Source organism: Pantoea sp. CFCC18179 (assembly GCF_059412405.1).
The window spans coordinates 1-13,483 of sequence record NZ_JBNBPM010000008.1 but is presented as its reverse complement, the minus strand read 5'-3'; the positions used below and the strand labels follow the sequence as shown (position 1 = coordinate 13,483).

The 13,483-nt window shown below is 55.3% G+C and carries 15 protein-coding genes; 12 read left to right on the top strand and 3 right to left on the bottom strand.

The window, feature by feature from the left end; genetic code table 11:
* The first annotated feature begins 3 nt into the window (after positions 1-3).
* A complete protein-coding gene (gene murJ / locus ACPUC7_RS15665; protein WP_343551881.1) occupies positions 4-1,542 on the top strand; it encodes a murein biosynthesis integral membrane protein MurJ in 1,539 nt (512 codons plus the stop codon).
* A gap of 43 nt (positions 1,543-1,585) precedes the next feature.
* Here murJ and flgN read toward each other — a convergent pair whose 3' ends face one another.
* The 3 genes from flgN to flgA form a co-directional block, all read right to left on the bottom strand.
* Positions 1,586-2,017: a flagellar export chaperone FlgN gene (gene flgN / locus ACPUC7_RS15660; protein ID WP_494923613.1), complete on the bottom strand. Its 432-nt coding sequence runs from the start codon at positions 2,015-2,017 to the stop codon at positions 1,586-1,588.
* A 5-nt stretch (positions 2,018-2,022) separates the two neighbouring features.
* Positions 2,023-2,328, bottom strand: coding sequence for a flagellar biosynthesis anti-sigma factor FlgM (gene flgM / locus ACPUC7_RS15655; RefSeq protein ID WP_343551883.1), 306 nt, complete (start codon positions 2,326-2,328; stop codon positions 2,023-2,025).
* A 105-nt stretch (positions 2,329-2,433) separates the two neighbouring features.
* A complete protein-coding gene (gene flgA, locus ACPUC7_RS15650; protein ID WP_494923612.1) occupies positions 2,434-3,093 on the bottom strand; it encodes a flagellar basal body P-ring formation chaperone FlgA in 660 nt (219 codons plus the stop codon).
* Between the two features lie 153 nt (positions 3,094-3,246).
* On the opposite strand from flgA, the gene flgB reads away from it, so the two are divergent.
* The 11 genes from flgB (at position 3,247) to flgL (ending at position 13,228) form a co-directional block, all read left to right on the top strand.
* Positions 3,247-3,660 (top strand): flagellar basal body rod protein FlgB, encoded by a 414-nt coding sequence (flgB, locus tag ACPUC7_RS15645; RefSeq protein WP_343551885.1) that lies wholly within the window; start codon positions 3,247-3,249, stop codon positions 3,658-3,660.
* Between the two features lie 2 nt (positions 3,661-3,662).
* Complete coding sequence (gene flgC, locus ACPUC7_RS15640; protein ID WP_343551886.1) at positions 3,663-4,067, top strand: flagellar basal body rod protein FlgC; 405 nt, start codon at positions 3,663-3,665, stop codon at positions 4,065-4,067.
* Between the two features lie 12 nt (positions 4,068-4,079).
* Positions 4,080-4,751 carry a flagellar hook assembly protein FlgD gene (gene flgD, locus ACPUC7_RS15635; protein ID WP_343551887.1) on the top strand — a complete coding sequence of 224 codons (672 nt, stop codon included), beginning with the start codon at positions 4,080-4,082 and terminating at the stop codon, positions 4,749-4,751.
* 25 nt (positions 4,752-4,776) lie between these two features.
* Positions 4,777-6,066, top strand: coding sequence for a flagellar hook protein FlgE (gene flgE, locus ACPUC7_RS15630; RefSeq protein ID WP_494923611.1), 1,290 nt, complete (start codon positions 4,777-4,779; stop codon positions 6,064-6,066).
* A 20-nt stretch (positions 6,067-6,086) separates the two neighbouring features.
* Complete coding sequence (locus ACPUC7_RS15625; protein ID WP_343551889.1) at positions 6,087-6,845, top strand: flagellar basal body rod protein FlgF; 759 nt, start codon at positions 6,087-6,089, stop codon at positions 6,843-6,845.
* Between the two features lie 17 nt (positions 6,846-6,862).
* A complete protein-coding gene (flgG, locus tag ACPUC7_RS15620) occupies positions 6,863-7,645 on the top strand; it encodes a flagellar basal-body rod protein FlgG (protein ID WP_007885801.1) in 783 nt (260 codons plus the stop codon).
* Positions 7,646-7,711: 66 nt separating this feature from the next.
* On the top strand, positions 7,712-8,422 hold the full coding sequence (locus ACPUC7_RS15615) for a flagellar basal body L-ring protein FlgH (RefSeq protein ID WP_343551892.1): 711 nt from the start codon (positions 7,712-7,714) through the stop codon (positions 8,420-8,422).
* A 12-nt stretch (positions 8,423-8,434) separates the two neighbouring features.
* A complete protein-coding gene (locus ACPUC7_RS15610; RefSeq protein WP_494923610.1) occupies positions 8,435-9,541 on the top strand; it encodes a flagellar basal body P-ring protein FlgI in 1,107 nt (368 codons plus the stop codon).
* Positions 9,541-10,482, top strand: a complete 942-nt coding sequence (gene flgJ, locus ACPUC7_RS15605) for a flagellar assembly peptidoglycan hydrolase FlgJ (protein WP_343551894.1) — start codon at positions 9,541-9,543, stop codon at positions 10,480-10,482. Before ACPUC7_RS15610 ends, flgJ begins: the two co-directional genes overlap by 1 nt.
* A 115-nt stretch (positions 10,483-10,597) precedes the next feature.
* Positions 10,598-12,241 carry a flagellar hook-associated protein FlgK gene (gene flgK, locus ACPUC7_RS15600; protein ID WP_494923609.1) on the top strand — a complete coding sequence of 548 codons (1,644 nt, stop codon included), beginning with the start codon at positions 10,598-10,600 and terminating at the stop codon, positions 12,239-12,241.
* 18 nt (positions 12,242-12,259) lie between these two features.
* Positions 12,260-13,228 carry a flagellar hook-associated protein FlgL gene (gene flgL, locus ACPUC7_RS15595; RefSeq protein WP_494923608.1) on the top strand — a complete coding sequence of 323 codons (969 nt, stop codon included), beginning with the start codon at positions 12,260-12,262 and terminating at the stop codon, positions 13,226-13,228.
* Positions 13,229-13,483 lie beyond the last annotated feature (255 nt).

Genomic DNA, 13,483 nt, shown 5'->3' with positions numbered 1-13,483 from the left:
AATATGAATTTGTTGAAATCGTTGGCTGCGGTCAGTTCGATGACCTTGTTTTCCCGCGTACTGGGCTTTGCCCGCGATGCCATCGTCGCGCGCGTTTTCGGTGCCGGTATGGCGACCGACGCCTTCTTCGTCGCGTTCAAACTGCCCAATCTGCTGCGTCGTATTTTTGCCGAAGGCGCATTCTCGCAGGCGTTTGTGCCAATTCTTGCGGAGTACAAAAGCAAGCAGGGCGAAGAGGCCACACGCGTGTTTGTCGCCTACGTCTCCGGCTTATTAACGCTGGTATTGGCGGTGGTCACGGTGCTGGGGATGATCGCCGCGCCGTGGGTGATTGTGGTAACAGCGCCGGGTTTTGCCGATACCGCGGATAAATTCGCCTTAACCAGCTCGCTCCTGCGCGTCACCTTTCCTTATATACTGCTGATTTCGCTGGCCTCGCTGGCGGGGGCGATTCTCAATACGTGGAACCGCTTTTCCGTTCCGGCATTTGCGCCGACGCTGCTGAATATCAGCATGATTGGTTTTGCTGTATTTGCCGCGCCACATTTCAATCCACCGGTGATGGCATTGGCCTGGGCGGTGGTGGTCGGTGGCGTACTGCAACTGTTCTATCAGCTGCCGCATCTGAAGAAAATTGGCATGCTGGTGCTGCCGCGCCTTAATCTGCGTGATGCCGGCGTTTGGCGTGTGATGCGTCAAATGGGACCGGCGATTCTCGGCGTGTCGGTGAGCCAAATCTCCCTGATCATCAACACCATTTTTGCTTCATTCCTGGTGTCCGGTTCGGTTTCCTGGATGTACTACGCGGATCGCTTGATGGAATTCCCGTCTGGCGTGTTGGGCGTGGCGCTGGGCACCATTCTGCTACCTTCTTTGGCGAAGAGTTTTGCCAGCGGCAATCAGGCGGAATACTCACGCTTGATGGATTGGGGTTTACGTTTGTGTTTCCTGCTGGCACTGCCAAGCGCGGTGGCGTTGGGCATTTTGTCTGGCCCATTAACCGTTGCGCTGTTCCAGTACGGTAAATTTACCGCGTTTGATGCCTTGATGACGCAACGCGCGTTGATCGCCTATTCGGTGGGTTTGATGGGATTGATTGTGGTGAAAGTTCTGGCGCCGGGCTTCTATTCGCGTCAGGACATCAAAACGCCGGTGAAAATTGCCATCGTCACGTTGATCATCACCCAGCTCATGAACCTGGCGTTTATTGGCCCGCTGAAACATGCCGGTTTGTCGCTGTCGATTGGTCTGGCGGCCTGCTTGAATGCCGCGCTGTTGTATTGGCAGTTGCGCAAACAGGATATCTTCCAGCCGCAGCCTGGCTGGTTCAGTTTCCTGACACGTTTGCTGATTGCCGTGGTAGTGATGGCTGCCGCGCTGTTGGGGATTTTGCAGGTGATGCCCGCGTGGGAAGAGGGGCAAATGTGGTGGCGCTTGATTCGTCTGGCGGCGGTTTGCGCCATCGGCGGTGGTGCTTACTTCTTAATGCTCGGCTTGATGGGCTTCCGTCCGCGCGACTTTGCCCGACGTACCATGGCCTAAAACGCAGACATAAAAAATCCCGCCTCGGCGGGATATTTATTGCTTACCCTTTGCGACTCAATGTCGCCTGACCTTTGCCTAATCCATCCGGGCCGTAAAATGCCTGGGTTTGATGAGGACGCAACACTGCTAAGGCTTCATTGGTGAAGCCAATCTGATGTTGCAGCAGAATGCCGTTGTGCGTATTGGCATCGCGTAAACGACGCGTGTGCTGTTGAATACGCATCCAGCGGCTTTCTCGATCGCTGTGACCACCATAAGGCGCCTGCGTGCCGAGGGTTTTCTCGGTGACGCGGCGCATTTCGTCCAGATAATTCAACGTTGTCAGCAGCGCGCTTTTATCTTCTGAGATGCGCTGTAACAGGTTGCCATTAACATGGCTGGCAGAAAGTTGCTGTTGTTCTTCATCAATTACCACAGTAAGAGAAGCCAGCACGTCCTGCATTTTGTCTAAGGTGGTCAGCAGATTGTCCATTGGGATTATTTACCCTCTAAATACGCCTTGGTATCGGCGATCAGCGCGTCGGCGATCTTACCGGTATCCATTTTCAAGTCGCCATTGCGAATGGCGGTTTTCAGTTGTTCAACACGCGCGGTGTTGATGTCCTGGCTGCCAGGCTGCATCAATTGCGCCTGAGCGGCACTCAACTTCACTGCCGCACCGCTTTCGCTGGTGGTGCTGGCTGCTGGCGCGGCGCTTTGACGCACTTTGCCGCTGTTATCGTTGGTGTCGCGTGTTTGTACAGTGCTAACCGGGATTAAAGGCTGCGTTCTGTCGATGCTCATGGTGTGGCTCCTGTAAGGTCAGTTGGGGGTCAGCCAACTGAGTCAGCATAGGGTAATGTCTTTGTTGATATCTCTATCGGCAGAACAACTGGGTTCTTTAACGCTTTATAGCGATATCAGAATATTCCCATCCGCGTCGACGCGACCACTGACCACCTGACCATTTCCCATGCGTACGCGCACCATTTGTGCCGCGCTGGCGTTGTTCAGAGCACGTCCTTCGCTGCTGGCATTAAACCCGTTTCCACTCGCGACTACCATCACATTTTGACCGGCTTTTACGCGCCACGGTTGACGCACCATAGTGGCGGTGACTGCTTGTCCTGGCGGGATATCGCGTAGCGCCACCGCATCAATCACGCCACTGTTATCGGTCAAGGCACGTGCCGGCAACTCATCCAGACGCCCGGTTTCCAGACGCACATCATCGGCGCTGAGATTGCTGCCGCGTGCCACCTGACGACTTGCCACTAAATATTGTCCGGTCACCTGCACCTGAACTTGCAGGAAACGTCGATTCTGATCGCAGTTCGCCGCGATGCTGATGTTGCCCCATTGGCGGCTATTGCCCGGCAACTGCAACTCCGGCGTGTCACACGTCGGCCATTGCGCCTGTGGCGTGCGAATTACCACTGTCATCCCAGCGGCATGCTGCGGATCGCGCGCTTGGAAAAATTGGGTTAGCTGAGCGGTGAGATCCGCTGCATAGCTGGGCAGCGCCAACGCTAACCAAAGTGGGGCTAGCAAGGTGAACACTCTGCGCATAACGCCTCCTGACGAGAAGATGGCAGTGAGTCTACGCCTGCGCAAAAAAAATCAATCTCACAAAAAGCCGCTATTTTTGCTGCTATTCAGACGATCACCCTTGCATTTGCCCACTTAAGCTGTCAGCTCGAAATTCTCATTCGCGGAGGAAGCATGCTCGACAAACTCGATGCCGCACTGCGATTTGGTACGGAAGCGTTAAACCTGCGTGCTCAACGTCAGGAAATCCTGTCGTCCAACATTGCCAACGCCGATACCCCGGGCTACCAAGCGCGGGATATCGACTTTGCCAGCCAACTGAGCAAGGTGATGCAAAACGGCCGTGCCGAAGGCAGTAGCTTAACGCTGAAGGTGACGTCAGCACGCCACATTGAAGCGCAGGTGAATACTCAACCCTCAATGGATCTGATGTACCGCATTCCCGATCAACCCGCCGCGGATGGCAACACCGTGGATATGGATCGCGAGCGTACGCAGTTTGCTGATAACAGCTTGAAATACCAAACCGATCTCACCCTCATCAGTAGCCAGATCAAAGGCATGATGAACGTTCTGCAGGGGCAATAAGCATGGCATTGCTGAATATTTTTAACATTGCCGGTTCGGCGATGACCGCACAGTCGCAGCGTCTCAACGTGAGCGCCAGTAACCTGGCCAACGCCGACAGCGTCACCGGCCCCGATGGTCAACCGTATGTGGCAAAGCAGGTGATTTTCCAGACCGATGCCGCGCAGGGCGCAGCCACTGGCGGCGTGAAAGTGGCGGGTGTGGTGGACGATCCTACGCCCGCGAAACTGGTGTATGACCCTGGCAATCCACTGGCGGATCAAAAGGGTTACGTCAAGATGCCTAACGTTGATGTGGTGGCGGAAACCGTCAACACCATGTCTGCGTCACGCAGCTATCAGGCCAACGTGGAAGTACTGAACACGGTGAAGTCAATGATGATGAAAACTCTCACCATGGGTCAGTAACGGAGAACGACTATGAGCGTAGCAGTAGGGATTAAAGACAGTCTGGACCCCACGGTCCTGACGTCCAGTAGCGCCACCAGCGGCAACTCGTCAGCGGACCTGCAAAACCAGTTCCTGAATATGTTAGTGGCACAGCTGAAGAACCAGGATCCGACCAATCCAATGGATAACAGCCAGCTCACCACCCAGCTGGCGCAGATCAACACTCTGAGCGGCATTGAAAAACTCAACACCACCCTGGGTTCGATCTCCGGTCAGATCTCCACCAGCCAGTCGTTGCAGAGTTCAACGCTGATTGGTCACGGCGTGATGGTCAACGGTTCGCAAGTATTGGTCGGCAGCGGCACCACCACGCCATTCGGTGTGGAACTGGCAACTGCGTCCACCGCCACCAGCGTCACCATTAAAGACAGCAACGGCACCACGGTGCGCACTATCGATCTCGGCAAACTGACTTCGGGCGTTCACACCTTCTCGTGGGACGGCAAGCTGGATGACGGCTCTACCGCGCCGGATGGCAAATATTCTGTTTCACTCGCCGCCAGCAGTGGCAGCACTCAACTGGTGGCGCAGCCGCTGAACTATGCCTATGTCAATGGCGTGAGCAGCACTGACGGCACCACCAAACTGGATCTCGGCACCATGGGCTCCGCGACCCTCGATGAAATTCGTCAGATTCTCTGATTAACCTTTTAGCAGGAGAGATTACATGTCTTTTTCACAAGCGGTGAGCGGCCTGAATGCTGCTTCCAGCAACCTGGATGTGATTGGTAACAACATTGCCAACTCCGCCACAGCCGGTTTCAAATCCAGCACCATCGCATTTGCCGATATGTTCGCCGGTTCTAACGTGGGCCTCGGTACCAAAGTGGCCGCGGTTATCCAGAACTTTGGTGACGGCAGCACCACTTCAACCAGCCGTGGGCTGGATGTGGCACTGAGCGGCAACGGTTTCTTCCGTATGACTGACGCCAGCGGCGGCGTGTTCTACTCACGCAACGGCCAGTTCACGCTGGATGCCAACCGTAATCTGGTGAATACCCAAGGTTTGAACGTCACTGGCTATCCGGTTGCGGGTACACCGCCAACCGTTCAGACCGGTGCTAACCCGGTGGCGTTGAGCATTCCTACCACCCAAATGGGCGCGCGCGCGACGACCACTGCGACCCAGGTTGCCAACCTTAACTCCACCAGCACCGTTCCAACCGTCACCCCGTTTGATGCGTCTAATGTGGATAGCTACAACGCCAAAACCACCATGACGGTATACGACACCCAGGGTAACGACCACCAGCTGGATATGTACTACATCAAAACCGCTGACAACACCTGGACCGTGCACATCAAGGACTCCACCACCGGCAAGGAAGTGGGCAATGCCGATCCTGACGATGGTTTGGGCTTCCAGATGAAATTTAATGCCAGCGGCGCGTTAACCAGCGTGACCAAACTGATTGATGATCCGGCTAACCCGGGCACCACCATTCCTTCGCCGACGGCAACCAGCCCATCGCTGGCCAATTTGGTGGTTGGCGGGACCAACGGCGCGAATGGCATGAACATCAGCTTGAGCATGCTGGGCAGCTTGCAGCAGAACACCGGCGCATCAACCTTTGGTAACCCAACGCAAGATGGTTACCAGCCGGGCGATTTGACCAGCTACACCATCAACGATGACGGCACCATCACCGGCACTTACTCTAACCAGAAAACTCAGCTACTGGGGCAGATCATCCTGGCGAGCTTCTCTAACCCGGAAGGTCTGAAGTCTGAAGGTGATAACGTTTGGTCAGCCACCAGTTCATCAGGTCAGGCTGCGGTTGGCCTGGCAGGCACCGGTACTTACGGCAACCTGACGTCAGGCGCGCTGGAAGCCTCGAACGTGGATATGAGTAAAGAGCTGGTAAACATGATCGTTGCGCAACGTAACTATCAGGCCAACAGCCAGACCATCAAAACTCAGGACCAGATTCTTAACACCCTGGTTAACTTACGTTAATTCGCTAACGGGATTGCTTTATGGATCACGCAATATATACCGCGATGGGCGCGGCCAGTCAGACGATGGAACAGCAATCGGTGACCGCCAGCAACCTCGCCAACGCTTCAACGCCGGGCTTTCGTGCTCAGCTCAACGCGTTGCGCGCGGTGCCGGTCAACGGTTGGTCGCTGCCAACGCGTACTTTGGTCGCTGCTTCAACGCCTGGCGCCGATATGACGCCGGGCGCGATGGACAATACCGGACGCACGCTGGACGTGGGTGTGGCGCAGGATGGCTGGTTGGCGGTGCGTGCCGCTGACGGCACCGAAGCCTATACCCGCAACGGCAATATGCAGATCGGCCCAACCGGTATTTTGACCATTCAGGGCAATCCCGTGATGGGCGATGGCGGTCCGATCGCCGTGCCGCAAGGTGCGGAGCTGACTATCGCGGCGGACGGCACCATCACTTCGCGTAATGCGGGTGATGCGCCAAACGCCACGGTGCAGATCGGTCGTCTCAAGCTGGTGCGCGCCACCGGTAAAGAGATGCAACGCGGTGACGACGGCATGTTCCGCCCGAATCAGCAAACTCAGGCAACGCGCGGTGCTGCGCTGGCGAACGATGCCACCATGACCGTGATGCCCGGCGTGCTGGAGGGCAGTAACGTCAAACCGGTGGAAACCATGGTCGACATGATCGCCAACGCCCGACGTTTTGAGATGCAGATGAAAGTGATCTCAAACGTTGATGAAAACGAACAAAAAGCCAACCAACTGCTCAACATGAGCAGCTAAGGCGTAAGGAAAACATCATGATTCGTTCTTTATGGATCGCCAAAACCGGTCTTGACGCTCAGCAAACCAACATGGACGTCATCTCCAACAACCTCGCGAACGTGAGCACCAACGGCTTTAAACGTTCGCGCGCGGTATTTGAAGATTTGATGTACCAAACCCTGCGTCAGCCGGGCACGCAGTCTTCGGAGCAAACCACGCTGCCGTCAGGCCTGCAAATCGGTACCGGTGTGCGTCCAGTGACCACCGAACGTTTGCACCAGCAGGGCAACCTGTCGCAAACCAGCAACTCGAAAGACGTGGCAATCAACGGCCAGGGTTATTTTGAAGTGCAGATGCCAGACGGCACTTCCGCGTATACCCGCGATGGTTCTTTCCAGGTTGACCAAAACGGCCAGTTGGTGACCAACGCCGGTTATCCGGTACAGCCAGGTATCACTATTCCCGCTAACGCTACCAGCATCACCATCTCGCGTGATGGCGTGGTGAGCGTGACGCAACAAGGGCAAACCAACCCAGCGCAGGTCGGTCAGTTAACGCTGAGCACCTTTATGAACGACGCCGGTTTGAACAGCCAGGGTGAAAACCTGTATCAGGAAACCCAGGCTTCCGGTGCGGCGACGCAAAGCACGCCGGGGCAGAACGGCGCGGGCTTGCTGTATCAAGGTTATGTCGAAACCTCAAACGTCAACGTGGCGGAAGAGTTGGTCACCATGATCCAGACACAGCGCGCGTACGAAATTAACAGTAAAGCGATCAGCACCTCTGATCAGATGTTAGCGAAGTTAACCCAGCTGTAAGGCTGGTGTCGTTGGGCCAGCCTAGCCGCTGGCCTGATTAAGAAACATGCATAAGGTTAGAACTCCGTGGCGAAGCAAGTGATTCTCAAGCCTGGTCATTGGTTAGTAGCCACCTTGCTACTGACGTTAAACGGTTGTGCGCTGGTACCGCGCACGCCACTGGTCAATGGATCGACGACGGCAGAGCCGACGCCTTCCGCGCCGCCGGTGGTGAACGGTTCCATTTTCCAGGGCGTTGCACCGTTGAACTACGGCTATCAGCCGCTGTTTGAGGATCGCCGTCCACGCAACATTGGCGACACCTTGACGATCACCTTGCAGGAAAACGTCAGCGCCAGCAAAAGTTCTTCGGCCAACGCCAGCCGCGATGGCAGCAACAGCTTTGGTGTGACCGGCGTACCAACCGGCCTGAGTGGTTTGGTCGGTGCGGGTGGCGAGAAAGCCACGCTGGATGCCAATGGTAAAAATGACTTCGCCGGTAAAGGTGGCGCAACAGCGAATAATACCTTCACAGGCACCATCACCGTCACCGTCAACCAGGTATTGTCGAACGGCAACCTGCGTGTCGTCGGTGAGAAACAGATCGAAATTAATCAGGGAACCGAATTCATTCGCTTCTCTGGCGTGGTTAACCCGCGCACCATCAGCGCCAGCAACGCCGTGTTGTCAACGCAGGTGGCCGATGCTCGTATCGAGTACGTCGGCAACGGTTATATCAATGAAGCGCAGACGATGGGCTGGTTCCAACGCTTCTTCCTGAACGTCTCGCCGATGTAAGAGGTATTGAGAATGAATATGACGACTCTGCTTCGCCTGAGCCTGGGCTTGCTGCTCGGCTTTAGCGTAATCGCCCATGCTGACCGCATTCGCGATTTGACTTCCGTGCAGGGCGTGCGCGACAACCAGCTGATTGGTTACGGTTTGGTGGTTGGCCTTGATGGCACCGGTGACCAAACCACGCAAACGCCATTTACCACGCAAACCGTCAGCAACATGCTGTCGCAGCTCGGCATCACGGTGCCAACCGGCACCAATATGCAGTTGAAAAACGTGGCGGCGGTAATGGTTACCGCCAAATTGCCATCGTTCGCCCGCCAGGGACAAAACATCGACGTGGTGGTTTCTTCGCTGGGTAACGCCAAAAGCCTGCGCGGCGGTACGCTGCTGATGACGCCGATGAAAGGCGTTGATAACCAGGTTTACGCACTGGCGCAAGGTAACATTTTGGTCGGCGGTGCCGGTGCATCTGCCGGCGGCAGCAGCGTGCAGGTTAACCAGTTGAACGGCGGCCGCATTACCGGCGGCGCCACGGTGGAGCGTGAACTGCAAAGTAACTTTGGCAGCCAGAACACCATCAACCTGCAATTGAATAATGAAGATTTCACCATGGCACAGCGCATTGCTGACACCATCAACAGCCGTGGCATTGGTTCTGCGCAGCCGCTGGATGCCCGCACCGTGCAGATTCGCGTCTCGCCGAATAACAGTTCACAGGTGCGTTTGCTGGCAGAAATCCAGAATCTGGATGTGTCTGTGCCGCTGGAAGATGCCAAAGTGATTATCAACTCACGTACCGGTTCGGTGGTGATGAACCGCGAAGTGACGCTGAATACCTGTGCCGTGGCGCAAGGCAACTTGTCAGTAACGGTGAGTCAGCAGCAGAACGTCAGTCAGCCGAACACGCCATTTGCTGGTGGTCAGACGGTGACAACCAACAATACCCAGATCGATTTGCGTCAGAGCGGCGGCGCGCTGCAACGGGTTAACTCCAGCGCCAACCTCAACAACGTGGTGCGTGCGCTTAATGCGCTGGGTGCCTCACCGATTGAGCTGATGTCGATTCTGCAATCGATGGAAAGCGCGGGTTGCTTGCGCGCCAAACTGGAAATTATCTGATGACTGATACGCAATCGCTGATGAATGCGGCTTACGACAGCCGCTCACTGAACGACCTGAAACGTGAAGCCAGCGCCGACCCGAAAGGGAAGGCGATGCAAGTGGCGAAACAGGTGGAAGGGATGTTCGTGCAGATGATGATGAAAAGCATGCGCGCTGCGCTGCCGCAGGATGGCATGCTGAGCAACGACCAGACGCGGCTTTTCACCTCAATGTACGATCAGCAGATTGCTCAGGAGATTGGTAAACGTGGTTTGGGCATGGCGGATCTGATCGTCAAGCAGATGCAGCCTGCGCAAGAGCCGGATGAAACTGCCGGAACCGTGCCGATGAAGCTGGATAACAGCTTCATTTATAGCAGCCTGCCCGCCACGCAACTGGAACAGATGGTGCGCAAAGCGGTGCCACGTCTGCCGGTTTCGCCATCCAGCTTGCCAACCGACAGCAGCGAATTTATCGCCCAATTGTCACAACCGGCCAAAGTCGCCAGCCAGCAAAGTGGTATTCCGCATCATCTGATCCTTGCGCAGGCCGCACTGGAGTCCGGTTGGGGCCAACGCCAGATTCTGACGCGCGATGGCAAGCCGAGTTACAACGTGTTTGGTATCAAAGCCAGCAGCGACTGGAAAGGCGCCACCACCGATATCATGACCACCGAATATGAAGGTGGTGAAGCGAAGAAAGTGCGCGCCAGCTTCCGTGTCTATGGCTCTTATATGGAAGCGCTCAGCGACTACGTCAAACTGCTGTCAAGCAACCCGCGTTATGCCGCGGTGGCCAATGCGCCAAGTGCCGAGCAGGGCGCACGTGAGTTGCAAGCAGCCGGTTACGCCACCGATCCAAAATATGCGCAGAAACTGGTGGGAATGATCCAGCAATTCAAAAACATGGGCGAAAAAGTGATGAAAGCCTACAGCAACGATATCACCGATTTGTTCTGATTTTTTGCCTCAAGTTTCACTTAAGCACGCCGATAACCATCACATGCCGCGGTGAACGTCCGCGCAATCGCACTGATGACTGCCAGCCCGGTTAACGGGAAATTAAGGAACCGAGATGTCCAGCATAATTAACTCAGCGATGAGTGGGCTGAGCGCCGCACAGGCTGCATTAAGCACCACCAGTAACAACATCAGTAATTACACCGTAGCGGGCTATTCACGTCAGACGGCGATTTTGTCGCAGTCGAACAGCACCTTGCAGGGCAACAGCTATTACGGTAACGGTGTCACGCTTTCTGGCGTGCAGCGTGAGTATGACGAGTTCATCACCGCGCAGCTGCGTGGCTCAAGCGCCAATTACAGCGCGGTTAACACGCAGTACAACCAGATTTCTAACATTGATGACCTGCTGTCGACCTCAACCACCAGTTTGTCGACCTCGATCCAGAGTTTCTTCACCAACGTGCAAAACGTAGTGAGCAACGCCAACGATCCTTCGGCACGTCAATCCATGCTGAGCTATGCGCAAGGGCTGGTGAACCAGTTCCAGACCACCGCGCAATATCTCAATAATATGCAGACCAGCGTGAATACTGACATCGCCTCCAGCGTCGATCAGATCAACACCTTCACTGGCCAGATTGCCGATTTAAATACCCAGATCGCCAAACTGACCACGGGTGGCGGCGCAGCACCAAACGATCTGTTGGATCAGCGCGATCAGTTGGTTAATAGCCTGAATAACGTCGTGGGCGTGAACGTTTCGCAGCAGGATGGCAGCTATATCGTGACGATGGGCAGCGTGACGCTGGTAAACGGTAAAAACTCCACCAGCCTGGTCGCGATGCCGTCCAGCAGCGACTCGACGCGTACCACTGTGGGTTATGTTGATAAGCAAGCGGGTAACGTTGAAATCCCAGAGAAAACGCTGACCACCGGTTCACTCGGCGGCTTGCTGGCGTTCCGTACTCAGGATTTGGACACCGCGCAGAACCAGCTCGGCCAGTTAGCCGCCGCGTTCACCACCAGCTTCAATACCGTGCACAGCCAGGGCTTTGACAGCAATGGCGATGCTGGCGGTAACTTCTTCAACATCGGTTCACCGAATGTGGTGAGCAACAGTAAAAACACCTCTGCGGCCACCGTGACGGCGGCGTGGAGCGATACCAGCGCGATTAAGGCCTCTAACTACACCGTGAGTTACGATGGCAGCAACTGGTCAGTGACGCGCATGTCAGACAACGTGAAGTTTAATGTCACGCCAGATGCGACCGACGGCACGCTGAATTTTGATGGCCTGAAGCTGACGGTTAGTACCTCGCCAGCGCCAAATGCCAAAGACAGTTTCCTGGTTAAGCCGGTGCAGAACGTTATTGGCGGCATGTCGGTGGCGATCACCGATGAGTCGCAGATTGCGGCGGCATCCAGCGCCACCAGCGGCGAAAGTGATAACCGTAACGCGCAGAAATTGTTAGACCTGCAAGACAGCAAGCTGGTGAATGGCAATGCCACCATCGCGCAAGCTTACGCCAGTATTGTCAGCACCGTCGGTAACAAAACCAGCACGCTGGAAACCGCCAGCACCACACAGCAAAACGTGGTGACGCAGTTGACCGATCGTCAGCAATCCGTTTCAGGCGTTAACCTCGATGAAGAGTACGCCAACCTGACGAAATATCAGCAGTTCTACATGGCGAATGCGCAAGTGCTGCAAACCGCCAGTACCATTTTTAATGCGCTGATGGGCATCCGCGGCTAAGCATAGAGGATAAAAACCATGCGTCTGAGTACCAACATGATTTTCGACCAGCAGGTGCGCGGCATTACCGGCTCGCAATCTTCCTGGTTAAAAGTGGGCCAACAGTTGTCAACCGGCCTGCGCGTTAACAATCCTTCGGATGATCCGATCGCCGCTTCACGCGCGGTGGTGCTTTCGCAGTCGCAGGCGAAAAGCAGCCAGTATGCGACGGCGCGCAGTTTCGCCGATCAAAGTTTGTCGATGCAGGAAAATGCGCTCTCCAGCGTGACCAGCAGCATTCAGGATGCGCAGACCATGATCGTATATGGTTCTACCGGCACCTTGAGTGATGATGACCGTGCATCGATTGCCACCAAATTAGAAGGTATTCGCTCGCAGTTGCTGAATCAGGCGAACAGCCGCGACGGCAACGGACGTTATATCTTCGCGGGCTACCAAACTGATGTGGCACCGTTCAGCGATGCGGGCGCACCCACCGGCGTGACTTATGTCGGCGGCAGCGATCCTATCACCCAGAAAGTGGATGATGGCCGCACTATGGACGTCAGCAGCACCGGATCATCGGTGTTTATGTCGATCACCAGCAACTCCAAGGCTGAACCAGACGGCAGCCCGAGCGAAAAAAACTTGTTTAATATGCTCGATAGCGCGATTGCTGCGTTGAAGACGCCGCAGGACGATGCGGATGATGCGACTAAGCAAACCTTCCAGGACGCGATGGATAAAACCAACCGTGGCCTGAGCAACTCATTGAACAATGTGTTGGCGGTGCGTTCGGCGGTGGGTTCACAACTGGCAGAATTGGATACGCTGGATGCGCAGGGCGATGATCGCGACACCATTATGTCTCAACAGATGACCGATCTGGTGCAGGTTGATTACACCCAAGCGATCTCCAGCTACACCATGCAGCAAACCGCGCTGCAAGCGTCGTACAAGACTTTCACTGATATGTCGAAGATGTCGCTGTTCCAACTGAATTCTTAATTAGCCTGAACCTTTGAGCGTACTTTAACCGGGTGCGCTTAGTTTCTCCCACCGCCTTTCGGGGCTGTGGGATTTTTTTTGCTCGTGGTTTTTAGCGTTAGGCTTTTAAGCGCTTTCGGTCACCATAAAGGTACGACCGGGCACATAGGTGACACATTTGTGCTCAGTCGATTCGGATAATACGTCTTTCTGCCCGGTCATAATATGCCAGTATCAGCCTGTTGAAGAGGATGGCGTCGATTCCGTCACCCACCT